This is a genomic window from Mycobacterium pinniadriaticum, from assembly GCF_026242045.1.
Classification (GTDB): domain Bacteria; phylum Actinomycetota; class Actinomycetes; order Mycobacteriales; family Mycobacteriaceae; genus Mycobacterium; species Mycobacterium pinniadriaticum.
Genome location: NZ_JAPJDO010000049.1, coordinates 1 through 26,042, shown reverse-complemented (window position 1 = coordinate 26,042; position 26,042 = coordinate 1). Strand labels below are relative to the sequence as shown.

23 protein-coding genes are annotated in these 26,042 nt (G+C 60.9%); 20 read left to right on the top strand and 3 right to left on the bottom strand.

What is annotated here, in order from left to right; translation table 11 throughout:
- The first annotated feature begins 83 nt into the window (after positions 1-83).
- The 5 genes from ORI27_RS29620 (at position 84) to ORI27_RS29600 (ending at position 5,333) form a co-directional block, all read left to right on the top strand.
- Positions 84-1,004 (top strand): acyl-CoA dehydrogenase family protein, encoded by a 921-nt coding sequence (locus tag ORI27_RS29620; RefSeq protein WP_266000727.1) that lies wholly within the window; start codon positions 84-86, stop codon positions 1,002-1,004.
- 71 nt (positions 1,005-1,075) lie between these two features.
- Positions 1,076-2,611 carry an AMP-binding protein gene (locus ORI27_RS29615; RefSeq protein ID WP_266000743.1) on the top strand — a complete coding sequence of 512 codons (1,536 nt, stop codon included), beginning with the start codon at positions 1,076-1,078 and terminating at the stop codon, positions 2,609-2,611.
- Positions 2,611-3,303 (top strand): GntR family transcriptional regulator, encoded by a 693-nt coding sequence (locus ORI27_RS29610; RefSeq protein ID WP_266000726.1) that lies wholly within the window; start codon positions 2,611-2,613, stop codon positions 3,301-3,303. The genes ORI27_RS29615 and ORI27_RS29610 overlap by 1 nt, the downstream gene beginning before the upstream one ends.
- Positions 3,304-3,335: 32 nt before the next feature.
- Positions 3,336-4,487, top strand: coding sequence for an acyl-CoA dehydrogenase family protein (locus ORI27_RS29605; RefSeq protein WP_266000725.1), 1,152 nt, complete (start codon positions 3,336-3,338; stop codon positions 4,485-4,487).
- 66 nt (positions 4,488-4,553) lie between these two features.
- On the top strand, positions 4,554-5,333 hold the full coding sequence (locus ORI27_RS29600; RefSeq protein WP_266000724.1) for an enoyl-CoA hydratase/isomerase family protein: 780 nt from the start codon (positions 4,554-4,556) through the stop codon (positions 5,331-5,333).
- A 40-nt stretch (positions 5,334-5,373) separates the two neighbouring features.
- On the opposite strand, the gene ORI27_RS29595 is transcribed toward ORI27_RS29600, so the two are convergent.
- Entirely contained in the window at positions 5,374-5,958 is a 585-nt protein-coding gene (locus ORI27_RS29595) for a carboxymuconolactone decarboxylase family protein (protein WP_266000723.1), read from the bottom strand.
- A gap of 396 nt (positions 5,959-6,354) precedes the next feature.
- Here ORI27_RS29595 and ORI27_RS29590 point away from each other — a divergent pair, with 396 nt between their 5' ends.
- Positions 6,355-7,602, top strand: coding sequence for a CoA transferase (locus ORI27_RS29590; protein ID WP_266000722.1), 1,248 nt, complete (start codon positions 6,355-6,357; stop codon positions 7,600-7,602).
- Positions 7,603-8,101: 499 nt separating this feature from the next.
- Here ORI27_RS29590 and ORI27_RS29585 read toward each other — a convergent pair whose 3' ends face one another.
- A complete protein-coding gene (locus ORI27_RS29585) occupies positions 8,102-9,244 on the bottom strand; it encodes an acyl-CoA dehydrogenase family protein (RefSeq protein ID WP_266000720.1) in 1,143 nt (380 codons plus the stop codon).
- Positions 9,245-9,649: 405 nt separating this feature from the next.
- Between ORI27_RS29585 and ORI27_RS29580 the strand changes: the two genes are divergently transcribed.
- Both ORI27_RS29580 and ORI27_RS29575 read left to right on the top strand, forming a co-directional pair.
- A complete protein-coding gene (locus ORI27_RS29580) occupies positions 9,650-10,711 on the top strand; it encodes a ferredoxin--NADP reductase (RefSeq protein WP_266000718.1) in 1,062 nt (353 codons plus the stop codon).
- Positions 10,712-10,802: 91 nt separating this feature from the next.
- Entirely contained in the window at positions 10,803-11,267 is a 465-nt protein-coding gene (locus tag ORI27_RS29575) for a PaaI family thioesterase (protein ID WP_266000717.1), read from the top strand.
- Positions 11,268-11,291: 24 nt separating this feature from the next.
- Here the strand turns inward: ORI27_RS29575 and ORI27_RS29570 are convergent, their stop codons facing one another.
- Positions 11,292-13,625 (bottom strand): ATP-binding protein, encoded by a 2,334-nt coding sequence (locus ORI27_RS29570; protein WP_266000716.1) that lies wholly within the window; start codon positions 13,623-13,625, stop codon positions 11,292-11,294.
- 224 nt (positions 13,626-13,849) lie between these two features.
- On the opposite strand from ORI27_RS29570, the gene ORI27_RS29565 reads away from it, so the two are divergent.
- From ORI27_RS29565 to ORI27_RS29510, 12 genes are all read left to right on the top strand, one after another.
- Positions 13,850-14,047, top strand: a complete 198-nt coding sequence (locus ORI27_RS29565) for a ferredoxin (protein ID WP_266000715.1) — start codon at positions 13,850-13,852, stop codon at positions 14,045-14,047.
- Between the two features lie 11 nt (positions 14,048-14,058).
- Entirely contained in the window at positions 14,059-15,273 is a 1,215-nt protein-coding gene (locus ORI27_RS29560; RefSeq protein ID WP_266000714.1) for a cytochrome P450, read from the top strand.
- Positions 15,274-15,377: 104 nt separating this feature from the next.
- A complete protein-coding gene (locus ORI27_RS29555) occupies positions 15,378-16,952 on the top strand; it encodes an AMP-binding protein (RefSeq protein WP_266000713.1) in 1,575 nt (524 codons plus the stop codon).
- The gene (locus ORI27_RS29550; RefSeq protein WP_266000711.1) at positions 16,894-17,763 is read left to right on the top strand and encodes an SDR family NAD(P)-dependent oxidoreductase; all 870 of its coding nucleotides are present in this window, start codon (positions 16,894-16,896) and stop codon (positions 17,761-17,763) included. The genes ORI27_RS29555 and ORI27_RS29550 overlap by 59 nt, the downstream gene beginning before the upstream one ends.
- Before the next feature lie 41 nt (positions 17,764-17,804).
- Complete coding sequence (locus ORI27_RS29545) at positions 17,805-19,286, top strand: aldehyde dehydrogenase family protein (protein ID WP_323055693.1); 1,482 nt, start codon at positions 17,805-17,807, stop codon at positions 19,284-19,286.
- A 4-nt stretch (positions 19,287-19,290) separates the two neighbouring features.
- Positions 19,291-20,409 carry a CaiB/BaiF CoA transferase family protein gene (locus ORI27_RS29540; protein ID WP_266000710.1) on the top strand — a complete coding sequence of 373 codons (1,119 nt, stop codon included), beginning with the start codon at positions 19,291-19,293 and terminating at the stop codon, positions 20,407-20,409.
- A 39-nt stretch (positions 20,410-20,448) separates the two neighbouring features.
- The gene (locus ORI27_RS29535; protein WP_266000708.1) at positions 20,449-20,853 is read left to right on the top strand and encodes an SCP2 sterol-binding domain-containing protein; all 405 of its coding nucleotides are present in this window, start codon (positions 20,449-20,451) and stop codon (positions 20,851-20,853) included.
- A gap of 12 nt (positions 20,854-20,865) precedes the next feature.
- On the top strand, positions 20,866-21,864 hold the full coding sequence (locus ORI27_RS29530; protein ID WP_266000707.1) for a Rieske 2Fe-2S domain-containing protein: 999 nt from the start codon (positions 20,866-20,868) through the stop codon (positions 21,862-21,864).
- 29 nt (positions 21,865-21,893) lie between these two features.
- Positions 21,894-22,931 carry a TIGR03617 family F420-dependent LLM class oxidoreductase gene (locus ORI27_RS29525; protein ID WP_266000706.1) on the top strand — a complete coding sequence of 346 codons (1,038 nt, stop codon included), beginning with the start codon at positions 21,894-21,896 and terminating at the stop codon, positions 22,929-22,931.
- A 93-nt stretch (positions 22,932-23,024) separates the two neighbouring features.
- Positions 23,025-24,176, top strand: coding sequence for an acyl-CoA dehydrogenase family protein (locus ORI27_RS29520; protein WP_266000705.1), 1,152 nt, complete (start codon positions 23,025-23,027; stop codon positions 24,174-24,176).
- A 10-nt stretch (positions 24,177-24,186) separates the two neighbouring features.
- Positions 24,187-24,642: a MaoC family dehydratase gene (locus ORI27_RS29515; protein WP_266000704.1), complete on the top strand. Its 456-nt coding sequence runs from the start codon at positions 24,187-24,189 to the stop codon at positions 24,640-24,642.
- A complete protein-coding gene (locus ORI27_RS29510) occupies positions 24,606-25,826 on the top strand; it encodes a CaiB/BaiF CoA transferase family protein (protein WP_323055692.1) in 1,221 nt (406 codons plus the stop codon). Before ORI27_RS29515 ends, ORI27_RS29510 begins: the two co-directional genes overlap by 37 nt.
- Positions 25,827-26,042: the final 216 nt, after the last annotated feature.

The window sequence follows — 26,042 nt, the reverse complement described above, 5'->3', positions numbered from 1 at the left end:
CAACGCAGTTGAGTACCGCAGACGTGGAGGCGCTGAGGGAAGGGATCCGGTTATCGGCACGACGTAGTGGCGACGCGGATGCAGTGGCCACCGAAGTCGGCTTCGAAGATGTGCTGGTCGAGGACAGTGCGGTTGCGGCGGTATTCTTCGAGGAGTTCGGCCGGATTGGTCTGGCTAATCGTTTGGCTGACCTGGTCGTTGCACACACCTTGGCCATCGCTGGATCCGACGCCCCGTCGATGAGCTATCCGATACCCGGAGGGGAGGTGCCCAGCCTCCGTGCGGACGGTGGGCTCGACGTCGATCTGATGGCGCGCTGCGGTGGCCGAGGTGAACGCGCTGGCACGTTACTCGTGTTGTGCGGCGAGGATGTCGTGTTGATTCCCACGGCAGGTCTGGAGCGATCATCGGCGCCGGGATTCGACATCGCCGGTGATTGGATACGGTTGCGCGGCAACGTGTCTCTACAGGACTCGGACATTCGGGTACGCAATGGCGCAACATTCGCCCGCCCTGTTGTGCGCGCCGCCCTGGCCAGCGAACTATGCGGAATTGCCCAGAAGATCAACGAACTGGCCGTTGAGCACGTGACCAGCCGGCATCAGTTCGGCAAGGCGCTCGGCAGCTTTCAGAGTGTCCGACACAGGCTTGCCGAGACACACGTTGCAATCCAGGCCGCACGTCCGGTTATCGAATCCGTCTGGCTGTGCGTGGCGAGTACGGCCCGCCAGGACGACATGGCGGCACTGGCAATGGCGGCAAAGGCGCTGGCGGGCCGCGCTTTCGAGATCGCCTCGGCGAGTGCCAACCAGGTGTGCGGCGGAATGGGCTTGAGCTGGGAGCATCCACTACACACCTGGGTCCGAAGAGGAAGCGCACTCAACGCCCTCTACGGGCGGCCGAACGAGCTGTCGGCTGACCTGGGGCGCGCGCTCGCAAGAGGTTGTACGCTGCCGGCGCCCGATCCGCTTGTTGACGACGATTGTCAGTCCCCGCCGAAATGACCGGCCAACCCGCGGTCGGATTCGGCCCTCAATCAGGGCGTGATCTACACCCGTACCAGGGTCACGAGGGCATCGGGCTCGTACCCCATCACTATGTCGCCAGCCTGCGTCATTTCGCCCACCAGCGGCCGGCCGACATCGCAATCTCAACACCGGCGCGATCGGTCACGTTTGCAGAACTCCTAGCCCACGCGGAGTCCTTGGCCAGCTATCTAACGACACGGGGGGTGGCGCGGGACACTCCGGTCGCCGTGATGGCCGCGAACAGCGCGGAACTAATCGAGGGGTTTTACGCAGCACTTGTGCTCGGTGCGCTGCCTGCCAACGTCAATCCGCGTTATACGGCGCATGAAGTTCGTTACGTACTTGAGAATTGCTCGGCGGCGGCCGTGTTGTTCGACGCGGCGAGTGCGCCGGCGCTGGCCGAAGCGGTCTCTGGTATGGGGCAGCCTCCCTTCGTACTCGAGATGGCCGGCACTTCGTGGAAGGCCGCGCTGGACTCCGGTGCTCCGTTCGATCGCGAGCTATGCGGAGACGACCGGTTACTTATCTACACTGGAGGCACGACAGGTGTGCCACGTGCCGTGGAATGGCTTGTCGGCGACCATTTCCAGATGATCTGGCAGATGGTTAAAACTGGCGCGCCGCCGCCGACTCCCGAGTCTTTGACTGCCTCCGGCAGAAGAGCACCGACGGCACTTCCGTGTTCACCGATTCTGCATGCGGCTGGGCTATCGCTCATGCTGAACACGCTCAACGGTGGTGGAACGGTGGTCGTATCGGACAGCCTCGCATTCGACGCTGCAGCGACTTTCGAGATGGTGCAACGACACAACGTGGCAGTGCTCGGCATTGTCGGGGACGCTTTCGCACACCCAATGTTGACTGAGCTAGAAACGGGTCGATGGACCGGAGCCTTACCCTCGCTTAGGGCGATCTCATCGGCGGGCGCGGCGTGGAGTTCGTCGATCCGGGATCGGATGGCCGAGTTGCTGCCTAACGTCAAGCTGGTCAGCAACTTTGGATCCACCGAGGCGCTCGTCGCCCGCGATGTGAGCGGAGACCAGTCGACTGATCCAGGTGGTGGAATCATCGTGATCGGCAAAGAAGGAAAACCGGCAGGCCCGGGGGAAGTCGGAATGGTCGCGGTCACGGGCCATCTGCCCCTTGGCTATTTGGGCGAACCGCAGAAGACGGCCGAGACGTTCCGAACCATCAATGACCGCCGGTACGCGGTGACGGGCGACGAGGCTCGGGTGGAGCCGAATGGACGGATCACGCTGCTGGGTCGGGGCAGCGCTGTCATCAATACCGGCGGCGAGAAAGTATGGCCCGATGAGGTCGAGGCAGTGTTGCGGACCATCCCGGGGGTGCTCGACGTGGTGGTAGTGGGTCGGCCAGACGAACGCTGGGGCCAACGCGTCGCGGGAGTTCTGAAACTAGCTGAGGGGGCTGATCTCAGCGATGCGATGTTGACAAAGCATTGTCGTGAGAAGCTTTCGGCGTACAAGTGCCCGAGGCAGTGGCTGCGTGTCGACGGCATTCCGCGGACTCCCGTCGGCAAGCCTGACTATCGGGCCATTGAGAGACTCATGAGGGAAAGCTGATGCCCAAACGGTACGGAGCCAAGGAGAAGGACCAGGTCGTCGACCACATCATCGGTCAGCTCCTCATCGGCAAGCTGCGTACGGGCGAGCGGATCGACCGAAACGAGATCGCCCGTGAGCTCAGCCTGAGTCGGTTGCCTGTCACCGAGGCGATCGGTCAGCTCGAGCACGACGGCATCGTCACATCGCGCTATCATCGTGGTTCCTTCGTCGAACGATTCGACCCAGCCACGGTCCTGGAACACCATGAAGTCTACGGCGTGCTCAGCGGCATGGCGTCGGCGCGTGCAGCCGTCTACCCCACGCCGCGCATCATCGACACCCTCAGCGAGTTGGTGCGGGAACTCCGTGAAGCCTGTGGATCCGAGCGCTTCGAGCAGACGACGTGGGCGTACCGCCGGGCGATCAACTACGAATATGCGGGACCCCGGCTGCAGGCGGCGATCCGGGCATCGCAGAGCTTCATCCCCGCCGCGTTCTGGGTGAACTACAAAGGCAATCAGGCGATCATGTTGCCCTATTACGAACTCGAGCATGCGGCGATCTTGCGCCGCGATCCGGTCGCCGCACGCGCCGCGTGTGAAGACCGGTCGACCACCATGGCCCGCGTGGTCGTGGCCGAACTTGTACGTCGTGGGGTGTTCGAGAGCGCCCAGGGAGTCACGCCCACTGAGGCGATGGCGACGCGATGACTGCCGAACGATGATCGGAGGAGTTGAGGGTAGTGCAGCGAACGCTTTTTGAGCAGGAACACGAAGATTTCCGTCAGGTCGTGCGGGATTTCATCGCCAAGCAGGTCGTTCCACACTACGACGAGTGGACCACCGCGGGGATCGTTCCGCGCGACCTGTACCTCCAACTCGGCGCCATCGGAGCAATGGGGTTTGGTTTTCCTGCGACATACGGTGGCGGCGGTGTTGACGACTACCGGTACAACGTCGTCTTGCAGGAGGAATCAGCCCGCGCGAACGTGACGTTGGGAACACTACGTACCCACCTCGACGTCGTGGTGCCCTATATGTTGAAATACGCCAACGACGAGCAGCGGGACCAATGGTTCCCGGGGCTGGCCAGCGGGGAACTCCTACTTGCCATCGCGATGACCGAACCCGGCACAGGCTCAGATCTTGCTGGAGTCAAGACTACTGCCAAACGCGACGGCGACGACTACATCCTCAACGGCGCCAAGACCTTCATCACCGGTGGTGAGCATGCAGATCTGGTCATCGTACTCGCGCGGACCAGTGAGCCGGTCGATGGGAACCGCCGCACCGGATTGAGCCTGATCATCGTGGAGTCCGGTACTCCGGGCTTCACGAAAGGTCGCCGCCTGCCGAAAATCGGGATCAAGGTGCAGGACACCGTGGAGTTGTCCTTCGAAGACGTCCGAGTTCCGGCGGACAATGTGCTCGGCGAAGTCGATCACGGATTCTCCTATTTGGGGCACAATCTTGCCCAGGAGCGGCTGGCTATCGCCGTCGGCTCGGTGGCACAGAGTCGGGCGGCCATGGAGATGACGATCGACTATGTCAAGAATCGCAACGTGTTTGGAACCACCGTGGCGGCCATGCAGAACACCAAGTTCGAAATCGCCGCCGTTGCCGCCGAGATCGAGGCGGCGCAGGCGATGTGTGACCTCGGCATCCGACAGCTGATCGAGGGCCAACTCAGCGGGGCTGACGCCGCGAAAGTCAAATTGTTCTGCACCGAGATGCAGGCTCGCACCGTAGACCGTTGCCTGCAGCTGCACGGAGGCTACGGCTACATCCTCGAGTACCCGATCGCTCGACTCTACAGCGATGCTCGTGTGAGCCGGATCTATGGCGGGACAAGCGAAGTGATGAAGTCGATTATCAGCAAGTCGCTGGGGTTGTAACGATCAACCGCGACGGCCAGGCAACGTGCCGCCGAGCGAACAAGGTAGACGCGAGCAGGAGTGTTTATGTCTGATGGTATTTGCGTGCACGACGACGGCGCTGTTCGGTGTATCACCATCAATCGTCCTGAACGCAAGAACGCCTTGGACGTCGAGACGCGGCGGCAGTTCGCCGATCTCATCGTTGAGTCTCATGCCAACCCTCAGGTGAGGGCGATTGTCTTCACTGGGGCCGGCGGCGATTTCTGCGCCGGGGCAGATATCAAGAAGATGGTCCGTTCAGCCGATGGCGGCGCCGCCTACGAACGCATTCAGGCAGCCCAGGAGATAGCGCGGGTCATGGCCGAGGGCCCCAAGCCTCAAATCGCTGCTGTCGATGGCGCAGCGGTCGGGCTCGGGATGGGAATCGCATTGGCCTGCGATTATATCGTCGCCGGTCCGAGCGCCCGGTTTGCCGGGGGATTCGTCAAGGTAGGTCTATGCGCTGACAACGGAGTACTTTTCACACTGCCGCAACGCGTTGGGCCGGCTCGTGCCCGAACCATGATGCTGTTGTCAGAGACTGTGTGCGCAGAGGAAGCGCTGCGGATTGGGCTTATCGACAAGTTGGCGGAATCCGCCGACGATGTTCTGCCTACCGCGATCGATGTGGCGGCCACATTGGCGGCAGGACCACCCCTGGCCATCACGGCGATCAGCCAGGCATTCAATGCGCTACCCGCCACCTTCAGCGATGCGCTGCAGTGGGAAATTGAGCTACAGGTGCCCTTGCTGTGTTCGGAGGATCACCGTGAAGCAGCCGCGGCTTTCGCCGAGAAGCGCGCCCCGGTTTTCACAGGAAGATGATGCAGCACAGCGCAAGACGACCTTAGCTTCAGCGACCAGCTCAGGTAGGTTGGCGTCTTTCGAAGAGCCGCGTCAGCATTCCGGCGCAGAACGCTACTATTCGCTGGGGTGCGGTGTCGGCGGCAGCAGCAGACAGCTCGCGTGCGACGACCTCACGGAGAACATTGAGTGCTTGAATGGCTACTGGAAATCCCGCATACACGGTCAGCATCGACAATGCGTGCCGCAGCGCTGACTCCTCGATGCCTCCTTGGAACGCACCATGTAGGTAGTTCCGCAATTGTGCGTGGTGCCCGAGGGCGGCCAGCGCCGTGATCGCGACGAGCATCTGCTCTCGCCAGGCAAGGTCAGAATCAGTCCATACCTGACCGAAGACGAACTCGTCTGACCATTGGGCCAGATTGGCATCGATGGCCATCAAGGATGACTGCAGCGCTTCGTGTTTGGCGCCTTGCGCTCGTTGTCGCCGAGCCGCCCCGACACGCCTTAGTTCCTCGCGGCTGTGATCCATCAACTGTGCCTCCTCGATCAACTTGTCTTGCTCGTCGGCCGTCAATTCGGCTAGGGCTGAGTTCAAATGACAACGAGTCAGTTGCAGCGTCTGGCCATCCGCGTATAACGACATATCACAAGGGCAGGCAAGCACGAAAATTGAGAGCCTAAGCCCCACTCATTATGACCGTCGTGGATGAGAAATGCTAGAGACCTCTGGGCTTGTCAGCTCGAAGCCGTTGCCTAGGAACAGGAATCCTGACAAGCCGTGGTCACGGACACCCGCCCCGGAAGCCGCGCAGACGTGCTGTTGGACCGATACCGGTGGTGTCCCGAGCATCCTCATTGGGCCAACGCAGCCCGGCAGGGACCTGCGCAGGTGCGCCATGCACAAGGAGTGCCCAACGGAGGTGGACTTCGGCTCGATCCTGACCAGTTGGGCCGGTGGAGGAAGCCTGTCTCGGTTCATGCGGAGGACGGCAGACTCCTCCGTTCATTGATCGTGAATGCTGCCTGCCATACTCGTCAGGTGAGCGCTTCTTCCTGCCAGCCGTTGGCCGGTGTACGCATCGTCGAGATCTCCAGCTTCGTGGCCGTGCCCCTGGCCGGCATGACACTGGCCCAATTGGGCGCCGAGGTCATCAGAGTCGATCCCGTCGGCGGGGCGGCCGACTATCACCGCTGGCCGCTGGCCGAGGGCGGTGAGAGTATCTACTGGGCCGGACTGAACAAGGGCAAGCGCTCGGTGGCCGCCGACATTCGCGCCCCAGAGGGGCAGCGCCTGGTCGCACGCCTGATCGCCGATGCCGGAGTCCTAATCACGAATGTGGCCGGGCGGCAGTGGCATTCCTACGAGACACTGCGCGCCGAGAGGGCCGATCTGATCCATCTGGAGGTGATCGGCCGTGGCGATGGATCGACCGGCGTGGATTACACCGTCAATGCGGCTACCGGGTTCCCGCTGGTGACGGGCCCTGCGTCACAGTGCGAGCCTGTCAATCACGTCTTGCCCGCGTGGGATGTCAGCTGCGGGCTGTACGCGGTGCTGGCGATCTTCGCTGCCCTGCGCCGCCGCGACGTGACCGGGCAGGGCGGCAGCATCCGGCTGCCGTTAGACGATGTCGCCCTGGCTACCGCGGCCAACCTCGGATTCCTCACCGAGGTCATGGTCAACGGCACGCAGCGGCCCCGCCTCGGCAATAGCCTCTTCGGCCAGTACGGCCAGAACTTCACCAGCGGTGACGGGGTCGCGTTCATGGTCGTGGCGCTTACCGGCCGCCACTTCCGGGATCTGGCCGAGCTGACGGGAACAGCGAAAGCCGTTGCTGCCGTGGGGGAGGCCCTCGACGCAGACTTCAACGACGAAGGCCAGCGCTACGAGCACCGTGACGTGTTGTCCGGCTTGTTTGCCACGTGGTTCCGCTGCCACACCGCCGACGAGGTCACCGCCGCCCTGTCGTCGAGTTCGGTGTTGTGGGACCGCTATCTGAGCTTCGCTGAGGTCGTCGAGCACCCACGGGTCACCGCGAACCCGCTGTTCACCACCCTCGAGCAACCCCGGATCGGCACGTATCTGGCTCCGGGGCTGCCGATGTCGATCGACGGTGTGCACTGTGCGCCCCAGCCGGCGCCGGCACTCGGTGACGACACCGCCGCCGTGCTGGCCGAGCACCTCGGGATAAGCGAGCAGGAAATCGCCGCATTGATTCAGTCGGGCGCAGTGGCAACAGGAACCGTACATTCGGCCGCCGCGCAAGAGCTCTCACATCGTGGATGACAACGAGACATTGAGCGCTTGCCGGCTACTGAAACTTCACTGCGGCAACGATCATTTACCCCGTGGCAAAGCACTGGTCGTTAACCCGCTTTCGCCCCTCCATTTCATCGATGAAACACGAAGTCGCCTCAGCAGCCCTTAGGCATCAGACATCTGCTGGACGAGGGGCCGAAGGCGCCGCTCGTGACCGAAGCCGGGGTAGCGGTCGAGCCAAGCGACAATAGTGCTCAAGAGGGATGCCTCCGGGGACACGTTCGAGTGCGCCATCGCCGTGATCAAGCGCTCGATCGCTGAAAGGTAATTCGCGCTGCCGATTTCGACGAATAGCCGATCGCGCTCATTAGCGCCGAGGAGGTGGCCCGCAGTATCGGCCAACAGCCACGCGAGCTGACTGTCAGAGATCAATCGTTGCATCCCTTCAGCGAAGAAGACCCTGACGTGACTTCAGGAAGGCCTTCTCAAGTTGCGGATATCTGTGGGAGTTGACCTGGCCGTTAGCTCAGCATCCCAACGCACGACCGATGAGGTCCTTCATGATCTCGTTTGTCCCGCCATAGATGCGTTGAACGCGAGAGTCGCGCCAGATTCGGGCGATTTCGTATTCATTGACATATCCGTAGCCACCGTACATCTGTAGGCAACGGTCGATGATCTCCCATTGAGTCTCGGTAGACCACCACTTAGCTCCGGCAGCTTCTGCGGCGGTTAGATCACCGGTATTGAGCGCCACCGTGCACTGGTCGAGATATGTTTGAAGTACCTGCAGTTTGGTGTGCATCTCGGCAAGCGCGTGGCGATTGACCTGGAAATTCGAGATCGGTGTGCCGAAAGCTTCTCGATTGCGCGCGTAGTCAAGCGTGATCTGGTAGGCACGTTGGGCTGCCGCAGCGCCATGGACCGCAATCCCGAGCCGCTCTCTCGGCAAGTTCCGCATCATGTAGTAGAAGCCTTCGCCCTCTTCCCCTATGAGGTTTTCAACCGGCACGCGAACATCTTGAAAGGAGAGTTCCGCCGTGTCGCGCGCGTGCTGGCCGATCTTGTCTAGCTTGCGGCCGCGTTCAAACCCGGGTCTGCCCGATTCAACCGCAATGAGACTGATCCCGCGGTGGCCGTCCTCGGGACGCGTCTTGCATGCGACGACGACCAGATCGGCCATGAATCCGTTGCTGATGAACGTCTTCGAGCCATGAATGACGTACTCGTCGCCTTCGCGATGGGCCGTCGTCGCGATCGAGCGGATGTCAGATCCGGCGCCTGGCTCGGAGATCGCGATTGCAGTGATCGTCTCTCCGGACACCACCCCTGGAAGCCATCGCGCTTTCTGTTCGCTGGTGGTCAAGTCGATGAGATATGGCGGGATGACGTCATTCTGGATGCCAAGGCCAATTCCGACTGTACCCGTCGCCCAGAACTCCTCAGCTTGAACTGCGTTCAACCGGAAGTCGGTGGTGCCGGCGCCTCCAAACTCCTCTGGTACGTCCCACGCAAGGAGGCCAAGTCGACCGGCCTGCAGCCATGCCTCGCGGCTTACCTGGCCATCTGCTTCCCATTTCTCCGTATGCGGGACGCATTCGCGCTCGAAGAACGAGCGACACAGACCGCGAAACTCTTCGTGGAACTCATCGAATATCTGGCGTCGCATGGTTCTCCAAAAGGTTAAATAAATGAGCGATATAACTGTACCCCGGGCGAGGCGCGGGCGCCAAGCGGCTTCTTCAAGCTCGAATCCGGCTGGTCTCAGATCCTGACCGTCTACGTGGCGTGGTGCAGGCATGTCCCCCTGGCGCGTCGTAACAGGTGCCGCGCGTGGATGGAATCGGCGACAGTCGTTGCGCGCCCCTCGACCGGCCCCGGTCGATCAACAGGCCCATGCCAAACCTGGCACGCCGCCATGGCCGCCACGGCCACACCTGCCGGAAGAGCTCGAAACGCAGCGGCACGGGATGGATTGCACGACCGTTTGCGCTGGGCGCCGTCGGCGTCATATAACTAAACTATTGCACTAAATCGGTATGTGCGTCCTGCGCATCGAAAGGATGTCATCGCGGTGAGTGAATCGAAGGGACAGTCTGGTGCAGTGCACCGGCTACGCGTCCGCGAGGTCGTGACGGAGACCCCAGATGCCTGTTCATTCGTATTCGATGTCGCTCCCGAGCAGGTCGACGTCGTCGTGCATCTCCCGGGTCAGTTCCTCATAGTCAAGATTCCAAGCAGTTCGGTCGGATCCGTCGCGCGGTGTTACTCGATATCGAGTGCGTCGCCCGAGTCGGAGCCATTGACCATCACTGTCAAACGTGTCCCCGGTGGGTATGGGTCGAACTGGTTGTGTGACAACGTGCGCGCCGGGACAGAACTCGAAGTTCTGAAGCCGGCCGGGGTGTTCACACCACGGTCATTTGATCGGGACCTGCTGCTGGTTGCTGGTGGCAGTGGGATCACACCACTGATGTCCATCCTGAAGTCCGCACTATGGGACCATGCCGGCCAAGTTGCGTTGGTCTACGCCAACCGCGATGTGGGCAGCGTCATCTTTGGCCGCGAACTCGACAGCCTGACACGGCAGTACGGGTCACGGGTTAGGGTTTACCACTGGCTCGAGTCCGAGCGTGGGATACCCACAGTTGAGGGATTGCGGGAGCTACTGGCACCATTCGCCGAGCGTGACATCTTTGTATGCGGCCCTGCACCGTATATGGACTGCGCTACGTTGGCGCTGCACGAATTGGGGGTGCAAGGCGACCGGATCCACAAGGAGCGGTTCGTCTCACTTGTGGGAAACCCGTTTGAGATTGCGTCCGCTCCGGCGCATGGTGAGATGGCTCAGGTAGAAGGAGCTCAGACACAATTAACTGTGGACTTCGAGGGGAGCAATTGCGTCCTCGCATGGCCCCGAGGAGCTGTTCTGCTGGATGTGTTGTTGCAGAACGGGTTAGATGCACCGTACTCGTGTCGAGAGGGCAGCTGCAGTGCGTGCGCCTGCAACCTTGTCTCGGGCGAGGTCGAAATGCTACACAACGAGATTCTCGATGCCGAAGACATCGCTAGTGGATTGATTCTCGCCTGCCAGGCGGTGCCGGTCACATCGTCAGTCTCCATTTCGTATCCATGAGCCGAGCCGGGGCATTTTCGCTCACTGCCCGTTCAGGCCCAGATGGTGACGAGCCGAAAGTGCTCGTAGCAGTTGAGGAAGGAACCGCACGGTGACCAAGACACTGAACGAAGATGAACAGCGCCGCAGACGCGAATTCTTCAGACGTCACTGGGAACACGGGGTCAAATTCAACGCTTTATGTGGTTTGCACATCGTGACATGGCGGCCCGACCTGGTGGAAATCCGGCTGCCGTACAGCGAGCAGCTGTCGGCGCACGACGGTGTCTTCCATGGTGGCGTTGTTGCGGCATTGGTTGACACAGCGGGTGTGGGTGCTGTGATGGCGGGGCACGACTATGCAAAGGGCAGCCGTTCGTCGACCGTATCGCTTGCCCTCAACTACCTTTCGGTGGCGGCCGGTGATTTAACGGCGCGGGGCCATTGTGTCAAGCGCGGCGGTCGAATCCACTTCTCCGAAGTCGTGGTTCTCAGAGGCGACGGCCAACCATGTGCCCGCGGCCAAGTAGCCGTGAGCATTTCAGGAGAGCGAGCGGGGGTGGAGCTTGCAACCTGACGGTTTCTAGGCGTACGTGCTTCCTCAATGGGATGCGCGGGATGGTCGGTTCGCCACAACCCAAGCCGCGAGTTGAGTGCGGGAAGTGAGTTCCAATCGTGAGAGGATCCGTTCAACATGGCCCTCCGCGGTTCGTGGAGAGATGAACAGTCGGGCAGCGATCTGCTTGTTCGATAAGCCAGCGGCCACGAGGTCGGCGATCTCAAGCTGCCGGCTCGTCAGGCCGCCGGACGTATCGCCCGTCGAACGGGGCTCCTCCTGTGAAATGCCAGTCACAGCAAGCTCTACAAGCTCCGAAATCGAGATCTCGGCGCCTTGGGCCAGTTGGGATGCCAGCGTTGTTGCCCCGATCTGCCCGGTAATCCGATCGAGGTATATCGTGTGCAGTTCCGACAACTGCGGCGAGCTCAACAATGGCACACCGATCGTCGGCCACATGTTGCCGAGGGCGCCCAAGAACCGAGCGGCGCGCTCGGCCTCGCCTGTCTCGACGAGACACCAAGCAATCAATTCGATTCCGACCGCGATGCCGAACGTGTCGTCGAACTCCCGCTTGATGCGAAGCGCTGCGCTTAGTTGCTCCATCGCGATCAGCGCGTCGCCCGCAAGCAGGTGCGCGAGTCCGAGAAAGATTTGGGCCCAGGAACGGCTCCACAGGTCTCCGGTGATTGTTGTAGTGGCCAAGGATTGCTCGAGGGCTGAAATGGCTTCTTTGGTCAGGGACTGAAAGCTCAGTGAGCAGCCGAGCCCGACGAGGGTGAGGACGGCGAGCGTACCTTTATCCCCTTCGGTCGCTTCGAACAGTGACGCAGCTGCTTTGAGATGCTTCTCCATTTGCTGCATGTCGCCGCCCATGAAGGCGACAAAGCCGGATAGTTCGGCCGCGTGCGCGGCAAGTTTCTGGTCGTTGAGTGCGCTGGCCAGCGCCCGACATTCCGCAGCGTTTGCGGCAGCTGCGGTGGGATCGCCTTGCTCGACGGCGATGAGGCTGCGGACCCACAAGGCCCTCCCCTGGATGGCTGTCGTCTGCGAATCGCTGCTCAAGAACCGGTCCAGCCAGCGGGCGCCTTCGGCGAGGAAGCCGGCCGGAATCCAATATGGCCAAAGACCCCCAGCCATCCGAAGACCGATGTTGCGATGGTCTGGATCGGCCAGGCAGTACTCCAAAGCAGCTCTGAGGTTGGCATGTTCTGCGCTGAGCGTATGGAACCATCCGAGCTGGCGTGGGCTGGCCCAGTCAGCGTTAGCCTGATCGACAAGTTGCGCATACCAAGCCACGAATCTGAGCTGCGAGGCATGAAGCAGCTCAGATTCGCGGAGCCGGTCGCGCCCGTATTCGCGAATCGTTGCCAGCATTCGGTATCGCGTTCGACCAGACTTGTCGTCTTTGATGATGATCGACTTGTCGACCAAGGCTGCAATGAGGTCAAGGACGTGCTCGACGCCCATATCCATATCAGAACAGACGGCCTCGGCGGCGGGCAGAGTGAATCCGCCGACGAACACCGAGAGGCGGGCCCATATTGATTTCTCCTCGGCTGAACAAAGGTCGAAGCTCCAGTCGACAGTGGCTCGTAGTGTCTGGTGGCGTTGAAGTGCGGTCCTGCTTCCGCCAGTCAGGATCCGGTAGCGGTCGTCGAGGCGTGCCAGGAGTTCGGTCACCGTTAGCGCGCGCAGCCGAACCGCTGCCAATTCGATTGCCAGGGGCACCCCGTCGAGTTCCTGGCAGAGGCGTACGACAGCTGCTTCGTTGGCGGCGGTGATCTTGAAGTCTGGCTGCGCGGCCACGGCCCGATCGCGAAAGAGCAACACGGCGCCGTAGGCCTCGGCGCTGCCCGTGGGAATCGGCTGGTCAGGTTCGGGGAGGCTCAGCGGGGCCAATGTGTAGACATGCTCGGCCGTTATGCACAGGGGTTGACGGCTTGTCGTGAGGATGCGCAGATCGGCTGAAGTCGACAAGAGGTTGTGCGCTAGTACGGCGACGGAATCGATGACGTGCTCGGCGTTGTCGATGACCAAGAGAAGACGCCGCTTGGCCACGAACTCCGAGAGCACCACCGAGGGGGCGCGAGTCGACCGGTCCCGTATCCCAAGCGCGTCAAGCACTGTCTGGGTGACGAGACCCGGGTCGCTCACCGCTCCCAGCTCGGCAACCCACACGCCATCAGGAAAATCGCGCTGCAGTTCCGAAGCGGCACGCAGCGCCAGTCGAGTCTTGCCGACACCACCGAATCCGGTAATGGTGACGAGTCGCCCAACTGATAGCAGGCGCTTGACATCTGCAAGCTCGCCGCGGCGACCAACAAAGCTACTCGACTCGACCGGAAGATTACCGAGTCGCGACGACGTACCTGTCACGCGGCGATGCTTTCTGAGATTCCGATGTGCATGGCATGACCGAGCACCATTGTACGTCGGGGCGCCGCCGAAGACGAACACCGGCGGGTTTCGAGACGGTGTTGGCGGTTGGATCCAGACCTTGACAGCATCCAAATAATGAGTTTAATCTTTTGGCGAATTAGCCCGCGGAGCCGTTGGTATCCCGATCTCCAGCAGGCGGGATGTGATCGAAAGGCCGACAAGTGGAAGTACGCGTTGACGCGGATCGTTGTCAGGGGCATGCGCGCTGCAGCAAGATCGCGCCGGAGGTGTTCGCGGCGCGCGAAGAGGACGGCCACGCCGTTGTCCTGGTTACCCACGTGCCGGCCGACGTCGAGCGCAAGGTCGATCGCGCAGCGCGAGCGTGTCCCGAGCGGGCAATCATCCTCGAGAATCGATGAAGGAGCACGTAGTGACGATCCATGACGAACGTCCGGCCGAGCCCGCCTCGCGTGCGGCGGTGACTTGCCCGTTTGACCATCACAGCGCGGAAATCGCCGCAGACCCTTATCCCAAGTACGCGGAACTCCGCGCGGCGGGCGGGATGACTTGGACCGACGCATGGGGCGGGTTTTGGGTCATCTCGAGCTACGACCTTGTTCAGCGTGTCGCACTCGACGACGCGACCTTCTGTTCAGGCGAAGGGGTCGCATTGCCACCCGCGGGTCAGTCGCGTCCACTGCTGCCGATCGAGTCCGACCCGCCGCGCCTGCAGGTGTATCGCAAATTGCTCAACCCGTTGTTCTCGCCAGGTGCAGCTCGCCGCTACCAACCGATGATCGAGTCCATCACTGCAGAACTAGTGGATGGCTTCATTGACCGCGGCGAAGTAGATGCCGCAGCCGAGTTCGCGGTGGCGCTCCCGGCGCGGGTCACCCTGCGGCTGCTCGGCATGGATGACTCGCGGTGGGAGTGGTTCCTCGAACGAATCCACTACGGAGTTCATCAGTCCGCGGTAGATCTCGATCGCGCAGTCGAGCTGATAACCGAGGTGTGCGCGGCGATTGCCGAAGCGTATGAGCAACGCGTCGAGGAAGGGCTGACGGGTGACGACATTCTGAGCATCCTCGGGCGCGCCGAACGAGATGGCCTGATCAATGACGAAGAAATGCTGGATATGGCGCTGCTGATGCTGTTCGGCGGGCTCGACACAACCGGCTCGACGATCGCCAGCGCGCTGTATCACCTGGCGGACCGCCCCGCTGAGCGCGAACGTCTCCTTGAGGATCCGGACGCGCTTGATGCGGCGCTGGAGGAGATCCTTCGCTACGAGGCACCTGTCCAGGGGCTCGCCCGGACTGTGGTGCACGACACCGAACTCGGCGGCCATCAGCTCAAGGCGGGTGAAAAGGTTTGGTTACTTTGGGCGTCCGCCAACCGTGACCCGGCCAAATTCGCCGATCCCGAGCAACTCGACCTGGACCGAGATGCTAACCCACATATGTCATTTGGTGTGGGACTGCATCGATGCATCGGTTCTAACCTCGCGCGAGTGATAGTGACGGCTGCGCTATGCGAATTCATCGGCAGGCTGCCTAACTACCAGCTCGCTCCAGGGCGCTCGATGGAGCGCTACCCAGACTCCGCTCTGGTGTTCGCCATCTCGAAACTGCCCATCACCTTCTGAGTTAATCCTGCCGCGACGACCTGCCCACGTTCGTCGGGCTCACATTTCGAGGGAAGTGAGAACAATCCATGCGATGGATAGATCCGAGCGTTACCTCGGGGCTGGTGATCGGTGATATCTTGCGCGACCAGGCTGACCACGTTGGTGACGACGTGTTCCTGCGTTTCGACGATCGCTGCCTCTCCTATGGGGAGATTAACTCTCGTGCCAACGCCATTGGTGCAGGGCTGAAACAACTCGGCGTGGAGATCGGTGACACAGTCGCGATTCTCATGGAGAACTCCTTGGAATTGGCCCAGACGACATTCGGGGTGAACAAGGCTGGAGCGATCTGGAGTCCGACCAATACCGCCTACAAGGGCCAGTGGTTGGCCGATACATTCGCAGATGGACGCGCACGTGTTCTAGTAGTGGACGCGGCGTACCTGCCAAGGGTTCTCGACCTGAACGATGTGCCATTCGACTACATCGTCGTCAATGGTCCCTGTCCGGATGATGTACCCGTCCCGGCCGGTGTGCTCAGCTGGGAGGAATTGGCCGCCGGCCAAGGTATTCCCGAACTCCCTTCGACGGCAAACTGTTTCAGCACGAGTGCTGTCATGTGGACATCTGGTACCACAGGCCGGTCCAAAGGCGTCTGTCAGAGTCACAGCGCCTGGTTGGCTGGTGCGCTCACGATGGCACGAGGCTATGACACAGCGGAAGGTGACGTCTTCTACTGCTGTGTTCCGATGTACAACTCCGGGGCCTGGGTGACAAGCCTCTACGCATCGCTGGTAAGTGGAACGCAGTGCGCCATCGATCCGCGGTTCTCGGTCAGCGACTTCTGGAACAGGTGCCGGAAATATGAGGCCACGCAAATCTTCACACTCGGGGCGATGCACATGCATCTGCTTCAGCAGAAGCCGTCTGAATCAGATCTGAACAACAACGTCCGGGTAGCAGGCCTGATTCCAATCCCGCCCGATGCAGCTGCAGAGTTCCGACGGCGATTCGGTGTGGACTATGTATGGCAAGGATTCGGGCAGAGCGAAGTCATGCCCTGGTCGATCACCCACCGAGGGCGCTTATACAAGCCGGGTTCGTGCGGCACACCGCGCGACGATCTCGATGTTCGCGCGCTCGACGACAACGACGAAGAGGTCCCGGTAGGGCAGGTTGGCGAAATCTGCATTCGTCCGAAACGACCTGGTGTCATCTTTTCGGGGTACTTCGGACAACCTGAGGCAACGCTCAAGGCGTTTCGGAACCTTTGGTACCACAGCGGTGACTTGGGTCGGTTTGACGAGGATGGCGAGCTGTTCTTCGTCGATCGCAAGCACGATTTCATGCGTTACAAGGGACGAAACATTTCCTCGTTCGAGATCGAGTGTCTTGTTTCCCGCCATCCCGCAGTGGCGGAGGCGGTGGTCTACGGGGTCAAGAGTCAAGAACTCGAATTCGAGGACGAACCCAAGCTTTGTGTCCTGCTCCGCGAAGGCGAGATCGCGACGGCCGAGGACATCGCACTGTTCATCGCTCACAATGCGCCCTACTACCTCGTCCCTCGCTATATCGAGTTTGTGGAGGGATTCCCGCGCACCCCGACCGGCAAGGTGCAGAAGTTCAAGCTCAAAGAGCATGGTGTCACCGACCGTGATTGGGATCGGGATGCCGCTGGATTTGTTGTCGCACGTTGATCACCCAGTTCCGACTAATAACCAAACCCAGAAGGAGTTCAACGTGGCAGTGGATGGCATCACCGGCAAGGTCGCGATCATCACAGGTGCGGGCCGTGGCATTGGTCGCGAGTACGCCCGAGCATTGGCCAAAGCAGGTGCCTCGTGCGTCGTCGCAGAGTGGGATGAGGTCAACGGAGCTGAGACGGCGGCAATCATCGAGAAAGAAGGCGGCGTAGCGCTTTTCGTCAAGACCGACGTCGCCAACGAGGAGAGCGTCGCGAACATGGTCGCGTCTACTGTGGCCCAATTTGGCGGTGTGGACATCCTGGTGAACAACGCCGGGATCTGGGGTGGACTCGAGTTCGACAGCCCTGAGGACATCAGCCTCGAGCTCTGGAACAAGGTGCAGTCAGTCAATTTCACGGGTTCCTGGCTGGTCGCCCGTGCCGTCGCACCTGTCATGGAACGTCGTGGTGGCGGGACCATTATCAACCAATCCTCGGTTGGTGCCTATCTTGGTGGCCCAGCGTTGTCGCATTACTGCGCATCCAAGGCCGCTGTGAATGGCCTCACTCGTGCTCTTGCCGTCGACTTCGGCGACGCCAACATCCGGGTCAACGCGATTGCTCCGGGCATCATCGAGACCGAGGCGACGCTGAGTAACGTCGGCGACGAGCTCCTCGATTCGCTCGAGGCTACCCAGTGTCTGAAGCGCCGCGGTGGAACCGATGACCTGATCGGGCCAGTGCTCTTCTTCGCCAGTGACGCGTCCAGCTACATCACTGGCCAGGTCCTCGTAGTCGATGGCGGCGGCGTCAAGCTTGGCTGACTCAGGCCCGAACTCGAAACTCTGCTTGAAAGGCGGAACTGTTGTCTCCCGACACGGCACAGCGTGAGAGCGCATTGCCAACCAACGACATGCTTATTGGAGCCGAGTGGATCTCGGAGGGTACTGGGGGTCGTTATGACCACGTGAATCCCGCTACTGGGAAAGTCCAGCGATCAATTGCCTTGGCTGGTCCCAGCGAGATCGACCGCGCCGTTGCCGCTGCGCGGACAGCTTTCCCAAAGTGGAAAGCGTTGCCATCAAATCAGCGGCGCGACATCATGCTCCGCATAGCGGAGCTGTTGCGTCGCGACACTGACGAGCTGGCCGGGATTGCCACATTAGAAAACGGGGCGCCCTCGACCTTCACGCCGATCCTTGCGGGTGAACTGCCCGCCGAGTACTTCACCTACTACGGCGGGTGGGTGGATAAATTGTGTGGCGAGGCGATCCCGGTCTATCCCATGCAGGCGCTGGACTACACAATCCCAGAACCCTATGGTGTTGTCGCGGTTATCATCCCGTGGAACGGGCCCTTGACATCGATTGGGCAGAAGGTGGCGGCCGCGCTGGCAGCGGGTAACTGTGTGGTTCTCAAGCCATCGGAGCTGGCTCCGTTCACAAGTCTGAGGTTTGCCGAACTTTGTCTTGAAGCCGGTCTTCCCCCGGGTGTTCTGAATGTGGTACCCGGTGGCCCGAAGGGAGGCGAAGCCCTGGTTTCGCACCCTGGGGTGGACAAGATCAGCTTCACCGGTGGTGGTGCAACTGCAACGAAGGTTTTGCAGGGGGCCGCGAAGAGCTTGACTCCCGTCATTCTGGAACTCGGCGGCAAGTCGGCGAACCTGGTTTTCGAAGATGCGGATCTCGACAAAGCCGTTGCGATGGCGGTACAGACGAGTGTCGCGACGCTGAGCGGTCAAGGGTGCGTCTTGCCGACCAGGCTGATCGTTCAGGACAGCGTCTACGACGAAGTGATCGAACAGGTTGTGGACCTTACTGAAAGCCTCACCGTCGGTGATCCCTGGGATCCGGCAACGGTCGTGGGTCCGGTTGTCAGCGCCCACCACTGCTCGCGGATTGAAGGTGTGATCGCGCGAGCTCGCCAGGAAGGCGCCGGTGAGCTTCTAACCGGCGGCGAGCGCGTGGGGGGCGAACTCTCGGGCGGGTACTATCTGCAGCCAACGATTTTCGGTGACGTCGACAATCGCTCCCATCTGGCGCAAGAGGAAATCTTCGGACCGGTTCTGTCCGTTCTGCGATTCCGCAACGAGGACGAAGCCGTGTCGCTAGCCAACGACACCAAGTACGGCTTGGGCGCATTCGTGCACACAACCAACCTGACGACCGCTCACAACGTCGTCAGGAGGCTTGACGCGGGCTATATCGGTGTCAACGGATTCGCCCTCATGCCTCCGAACGCCCCGTTTGGAGGGGTCAAGCAGAGCGGCTACGGACGGGAAGGCGGCAGCGACGGTATCCGTGAGTTCGTACAAAGCAAGAACGTCTACATCGACCTCGAGAGCTAGCAACATGCCTTTCCAGCCGCTCAAGGGCATTCGCGTTCTTGATCTCTCGAGACTCGCCGCCGGGGCTCTTGCCACCAAGCGCCTGGCCGACTTGGGGGCGGATGTCGTGAAGATCGAAGACCCGCGTCGGGGAGACTATCTACGAACCATCCCGCCTCTGGTGGATGGTGTTGGGATCATGCATCGGGTCCTCAACCGCGGCAAGCGAAGTGTCACAGCCGATTTGACGACTGAAGCGGGTGTGAAGACGTTGTCCGACCTAGCCAGCCGAGCGGATGTCATCGTTGAGGTGTCCCGCTCCACCGAGTCCACGCGGGCTATCGACCTGGCCGCGCTACATGCCCGGCGACCGCAATTGGTCATCTGTACCATTACAGGATTCGGTCCAGGTGGGCCGCTGTCTGAGTTGCCGGCCCATGGCATGAACATGGATGCGTGGGCTGGAATCCTTCCGGTCAGTAACGACCATCGTGGCCCGGCGATCGCCAGTGACATCTCGATCAGCGTCGAATTGGGCGGGGTCAATGCCGCTTTGGCGATTGCCTCGGCGCTCGTTGAAGCGCGTCGAACCGGTCGCGGTGAGTGGATCGAGATCTCCTGCTGGGACGCCGCTGTCGAAGCGGACCGAGTCGCCTTGGCCTTCCAAAGTGATACGGGTCAGACCATGCCGGCGGTCGCGGACCTTGGCCCGCTGTATGACGTCTACATCACGGCGGACAACGAGCTTGTGATGTTTGGCGCCATCGAAGAACGGTTCTGGGTGCGATTCTGTGAGGAGGTCGGGCGGACAGATCTGATCGCAAAGTGGTCTGGAACAGACGTGGACTTCGGCAGCGATGATCTCGCTAGCGAATTGGTGGCGATCTTCGCATCCGAGACCGCTGCAGTGTGGGAGAAGCGCTTCGTCGAATGGGGTATTCCGGCCAGCATCGTGCTGTCCCGTAGTGAAGTTCTGAAACACCCGCACACCACCGCTCGCGCTCTCGTACGGCGAGGACCTGATGGTGTGCGTATCGCGAGTCCGATCAAGCGGCGCCATTCCTCCGATCGTGCCGACTCATCCTCTCCCGCGCCGGGATTAGGTGAAGACACCGATGCGGTGCTCGCGGAATGGCTTGGCTGACTGCGCACGCAGCAGCGGGATCATCGAAAGGATAAGAATATGGGTGAAAGTAAGCCGGTCTTCGGAACTCTTGGGTTCTACGTCGCGATGGCGGAAGCGTTGAACGCCGATCCGGAGTGGGCTGAACGTGGAAAGGCACTCGAGGCGACGATGATCTACGCCTACGGGGAGCCAATCAATAGGTATTTCTACATGCGGTTCGAAGGCGGCAAGGTATACGACGTCACCGAGTTGTCCTCCCTTGAGGAGCGAGCCGCTCAATTCGTCGTCAGCGGCACCGGGGAGTCCTGGCGCGCAGTCATGCAGAAGGAAGTCAAGCCTGCCACTGCGATGGCAACCGGAAAGCTGAAGGTGAAAGGTAAGCAGACCTACCTGCTCAAGAACATGGGTGCGTTCACACGCATCCTCGATGTCATGACAAGCCTCGATCCCGTCTACGAGTGAGTGGAATCAACCATGCAGAACGACGATAGTTTCCCATACACTGACTTCGCGACCGGTTGGTATCAAGTGGCCTGGTCTGATGAAATCCGCCCCGGCGACGTTCGCCCGCTGCGATACTTCGCTCGCGACCTCGTCCTTTGGCGGACCGAAAGCGGCGAGCTCCGAGTGTTCGATGCGTTCTGCCCCCATTTAGGCGCTCATCTCGGATACGGCGGCACTGTATGTGGTGAGAACATCCAATGCCCCTTCCACGGCTGGCTGTGGAGTTCTGAGGGACGAAATGTCGAAATTCCGTACAGCAAACGTCCGAACCCCGGGCAGAAGCTCAAGGTTTGGTCGGTGCGTGAAGCCAGCTGCATGATCATGATCTGGTACGACACATCTGGTGAGCCACCGCAATGGGATCCGCCGCATATTCCGGAGGCCTACCTAGATGACCGGTATGTCCCTTATCCGACTTGCACGCGGGTATGGGAAAAGCGGCGGATGAAGCCGCAGTACCTAGCGGAGAACGCCGTTGACGCGGCACACCAGAAGTATGTGCATCGCTCCACCGAAGTTCCGGAGGTGCTCGAGTTCGGTCCAGATGGAGATCGATGGCATTCGCGAATGCGGTTCGTGTACGGCCAAGGCAAAGATGCGACCTGGCTGACGCCAGGAGGCCAGACAGTTGGGCATATGGACATAGAGGTCTGGGGGATGGGCACTGCCCTTGGGCGATTCGCCGACACGGACGGATCGGTTCACGTTCAGACTCAGACTCCGGTGGATCACGAGTTTTGCGATCTGCGGATGACAGTGCTGATCCCGAAGGAGCCAGGGCATCCTGACACGCCCAGCGGATCTGCGTTGAGCCGACTTCAACACCAGCTCAAGCAGATCGACCACGATCTCCGGGTGTGGGAGCACATGCACTACATTGCGCGCCCCCCCTTCCCGCCCGAGGAAGCGAAGTCCTACAGCGCATTTCGCGAATGGGCTGCTCACTTCTACCCACAGAAGACAGGATGACGTTGCGGATGCAGGCGGTGGTGGAGTAGATGCTGATCGACGGAAAGATCAAGGGAGACAGCATTGCCAGCATCACAGCATCCGCGTGTCAGCACGAGTCAAACGGTTACGACGGCGCTTGGAGTTCTGAGTCGGCTCACGATCCGTTCCTCCCGCTCGTACTAGCGGCAGAGCACACGACGGGCCTCACCCTCGGAACTTCAATTGCCGTCGCGTTTGCCCGCTCGCCGATGACCACAGCGTACTCAGCCTGGGACCTCAACGCCCTTGCTGAGGGGAGGTTCATCCTGGGTTTGGGCAGCCAGGTGCAGGCACACGTCGAGCGACGGTTTTCGATGCCTTGGAGTCGGCCTGCGGCTCGTATGCGCGAGTTTGTCTTGGCGATGAGGGCGGTCTGGACGAGTTGGCAGACAGGTGGCGAGCTGAATTTCACCGGGGACTTCTACAGACACACACTGATGACCCCGTTCTTCTCACCACCGCGCAATACCTTCGGAGCGCCGAAGGTATTCGTCGCTGCTGTGGGCGGGTCGATGACGGAGGTCGCCGGCGAGGTATGCGATGGGTTGTTCCCCCACCCATTCACCACTGCGCGATACATGCGTGAGGTGACTCTGCCCGCGGTGGAACGTGGCATAAGCCGCTCAGGTCGTCGACGTGCGGACTTTCAGATTGCTCATAATCCCTTGGTGGCAACCGCTCGAACCGAGGAGGAAATGGCTCAGGCAGTGCGTGCCGTGCGGGAACAGGTCGCTTTCTACGCAAGCACACCGGCCTATAGGGGTGTGCTCGATCTACACGGCTGGAGTGCGTTGGGTATCGAGCTGCACGAGCTCTCTCGCTCCGACCAGGCGGACAAATGGACGCGGATGGGTGACGCAGTCACTGATGAGGTGTTGCATGAGTTCGCCATCGTGGCGGAACCCGCCGATGTTGCGAATGCGCTCGCCGCACGATGGGAAGGGCTTGTCGATCGGATTTCATTTTACACTCCATACCCGCGTGACGAGGAGCTATTCGTTGAGATCCTAGGTGCTCTGAAGCTGCAAGTTGCAGGTGCGGGGTAGCTGGGGAATCGATCTGTTCATTCTGAATATGTGTTGTCGTTGTTGATGTGGCCGTGCTTGCCACGGACCACCTAGTAGTAGTCGGAGGGCGCTGTGGATTTCGGATTGACCGAGGAACAGACTCTGTTGCGAAGCGTCGCAAGTGAATTCGTGCAACGTGTCTGTCCCCCGGAAACCGCCAAGAGGTGGGACGAAGCCGGCGAATATCCGGAGGAGCTGTTCAAAGGACTGGTCGACATGGGTTGGCTGGCGCTGGCGTTTCCCGAGGAGTGGGGCGGGGACGGGGGCAGTGCAGAGGAATTGACGATCCTCGCGGAGCAGCTTGGCACGGCGAGCCTCGACATCGCGATGTGCTATGTGGGCACTCTCATCCCTGCGCTGACGATTTTCCGCTGGGGGACTGAAGAGCAGCGCGCCCAAATCCGTGACAGCATGCTTCGCTCGACCGGACGCTACGCAGTTGCCATCTCCGAACCTGACACAGGTTCGGATGCCGCAGCGCTGCGCACCAGTGCCGTTGACTGCGGCGACCATTACGTCGTCAACGGGCAAAAGATGTGGTGCACCGGTGCCGGACTGCCTGAGACCACTCTCATGACCTACGTCAGGACCAGCCGCACGGAACGCAAACATGACGGACTGACACTGCTGTTGATCGATCCCAGCTCCCCGGGTGTGGAGTTGCGGATGATGCCCACGCTCGCCAGGCACATCCTTGGCACCTATGAGGTGTACCTCACCGACGTCAAGGTACCGAAATCCGCACGCGTGGGCGAGGAAGGGGACGCCTGGAGGGTGATGCTTGCCAATCTCGAACTCGAGCGGGTGCTGATGAGCGGGGCCTACGTTGGCGTCGCCCAGTCCACCCTCGACGAGGCGCTTGGCTATGTGAAGCAACGCCAAGCGTTCGGACGAAGAATTGGCGACTTCCAGTCGATCGCGCATGACCTCGCGAACCTCCAGGTTGAGATCGACTGTGCGCGCTTGCTGGCCCAGCGTGCGGCCTGGATGCTTGCCAAGGGGATGCCGTGCAGCCGTGAAGGCGCCATGGCGAAGCTCAAGGGCTCGGAGACATACGTGGCTGCAGCGCGGCTGGGAATGCAGCTCCTTGCCGGCCACGGGTTTTCGACTGAGAGCGTGATGAGCTTCCGGTGGCGCGAGTCAATCGTGGCACCCATCTCCGGTGGGACTAGCCAGATCCAACGCAACGGTATCGCCCGAAGCATGGGCCTGAAGCCGTACTGAGGACTTGGGAATGAGGGAGTTCTCCGATCTTGACGACTTTCTGGCCGCAACGGGCCGGCCGCTGGGCGTCAGCGACTGGGTCACCATCGAACAGGAGCGGATTGATCTATTCGCAGACGCCACCGGCGATCACCAGTGGATCCACACATCTCCAGCCGAGGCAGCATCAGGCCCCTATGGTTCAACCATCGCCCATGGGTACCTGACTCTCTCGCTGCTGCCCTCTCTGGTTGCACAGATATTCAGGGTCAACGGTGTGCGGATGGCGATTAACTATGGCCTCAACAAAGTTCGCTTCATCACCCCTGTCAAGGTGGGATCGATGGTACGGGCGAACACGGAGTTGCTGGATACGAAAGTTGTTGACCCCGCGACCGTGCAGTACGTGTTGAAGACAACGGTCGAGATCGGTGACGCGACTCGCCCTGCATGTATCGCCGAGACGATCGGCAGGTACTACCGCTGATGTCTGGACCACTGGACAACCTACGGGTGGTAAGTGTTGAGCAAGCGGTCGCCGCGCCGTTTGCATCTCGACAGTTGGCAGACCTGGGTGCCCGCGTGTTCAAGATTGAACGCCCAGGGGTTGGCGACTTCGCGCGAGATTACGACCAAGTCGTCAACGGTATGGCGAGCCATTTCGTGTGGATCAACCGCAACAAGGAATCAGTGGCGATCGACATCAAGAACGCTCATGGCAGGGAGGTTCTTGACCGGCTGCTGGATTCCGCCGATGTTTTCATCCATAACCTCGCGCCCGATACTTCCGATCGTATGGGTCTATCGGCAGCTGCCGTGCACGCCCGTAATCCACGGATAGTGGCCTGCGATATCAGTGGCTATGGTGCGGGCGGACCGTTGGGAACACGGCGGGCCTACGACCTTCTCGTGCAAGCCGAGAGTGCATCGATCAGCGTTACAGGATGGCCTGGGCGCCCGGCGAAGCCCGGCATTGCGATCGCGGACATTGGGGCAGGGATGTATGCGTTCAGCAGTATCCTCGCCGGCCTTTATGCGCGCGAGCGCACCGGGGTCGGCTGTGCGGTGTCAGTGAGTCTGTTCGACGCAATCTGTGAATGGATGGGGTACACGATCTATTATTCGGGCTACTCAGGTCTGCCGCACCTGCCGTCTGGCGTAGGACACCCGTCGCTTTCGCCGTACGAGGCATTCGAAACCTCGGACGGACTCACAATTGTTATTGCCGTGCAAAACGACCGCGAGTGGGTCCGACTCGTGGCTGATGTGATGCATCGCTTCGACTTGGCCCAAGACGCAAGCCTCGCTACAAATAATGGCCGTGTTGCACGGCGCGACACCGTGTCCGCCGAATGTGCGCGGTGGTTCGGCAATCATACGTTTGCTGAGGCGGCCGCTAGACTGGATGCCGCAGAGATTGCATATGCACAGCTCAACGGGCCGAGTGAACTGCTGGAGCACCCTCAGCTAGCCGCTCGGAATCGTTGGCGCGATGTCGAATCACCCGTGGGTCCGATCCGCTCGTTGCTCCCACCGCCGGTAGCGCCGGGGTGGTCCCCGCGGATGGACCCGATACCTTCGATTGGTGAACACACTGAATCTGTACTGGTCGAGCTCGGTTACCGAAGTGAGGACCTCGCCAATCTTCGTGAGGCCGGTGTGATTGGTTAGCGAGATTGGCTACGTTGACCTGTGCAGCGGTCGCGGGTCGGCCCTTCCGTGGATGTCGGGGCAACGGAAGGCCTCCGCAGTGAGTCGCGCAGGCCAGGTGCGGTAGGAGGAATTGTCAATACCTGTGGATTGGGGTGTTTCAGGCGACCTCCGTTCCGGCTGATGTCGCCTCGGTGGTGGCCGATTCCGGCGGGGTGATGTCGGTGGGACGTTCGA

What these genes read in the sequence shown, in the direction of transcription:
- ORI27_RS29610 (WP_266000726.1), top strand. Translation starts at nt 2,611, where the DNA reads ATGCCCAAACGGTACGGAGCCAAGGAGAAGGACCAGGTCGTCGACCAC.
- ORI27_RS29600 (WP_266000724.1), top strand. Translation starts at nt 4,554, where the DNA reads ATGTCTGATGGTATTTGCGTGCACGACGACGGCGCTGTTCGGTGTATC.
- ORI27_RS29595 (WP_266000723.1), bottom strand. Translation starts at nt 5,958, where the DNA reads ATGTCGTTATACGCGGATGGCCAGACGCTGCAACTGACTCGTTGTCAT.
- ORI27_RS29585 (WP_266000720.1), bottom strand. Translation starts at nt 9,244, where the DNA reads ATGCGACGCCAGATATTCGATGAGTTCCACGAAGAGTTTCGCGGTCTG.
- ORI27_RS29550 (WP_266000711.1), top strand. Translation starts at nt 16,894, where the DNA reads ATGGTGTCACCGACCGTGATTGGGATCGGGATGCCGCTGGATTTGTTG.
- ORI27_RS29540 (WP_266000710.1), top strand. Translation starts at nt 19,291, where the DNA reads ATGCCTTTCCAGCCGCTCAAGGGCATTCGCGTTCTTGATCTCTCGAGA.
- ORI27_RS29535 (WP_266000708.1), top strand. Translation starts at nt 20,449, where the DNA reads ATGGGTGAAAGTAAGCCGGTCTTCGGAACTCTTGGGTTCTACGTCGCG.
- ORI27_RS29530 (WP_266000707.1), top strand. Translation starts at nt 20,866, where the DNA reads ATGCAGAACGACGATAGTTTCCCATACACTGACTTCGCGACCGGTTGG.
- ORI27_RS29525 (WP_266000706.1), top strand. Translation starts at nt 21,894, where the DNA reads ATGCTGATCGACGGAAAGATCAAGGGAGACAGCATTGCCAGCATCACA.
- ORI27_RS29515 (WP_266000704.1), top strand. Translation starts at nt 24,187, where the DNA reads ATGAGGGAGTTCTCCGATCTTGACGACTTTCTGGCCGCAACGGGCCGG.
- ORI27_RS29510 (WP_323055692.1), top strand. Translation starts at nt 24,606, where the DNA reads ATGTATCGCCGAGACGATCGGCAGGTACTACCGCTGATGTCTGGACCA.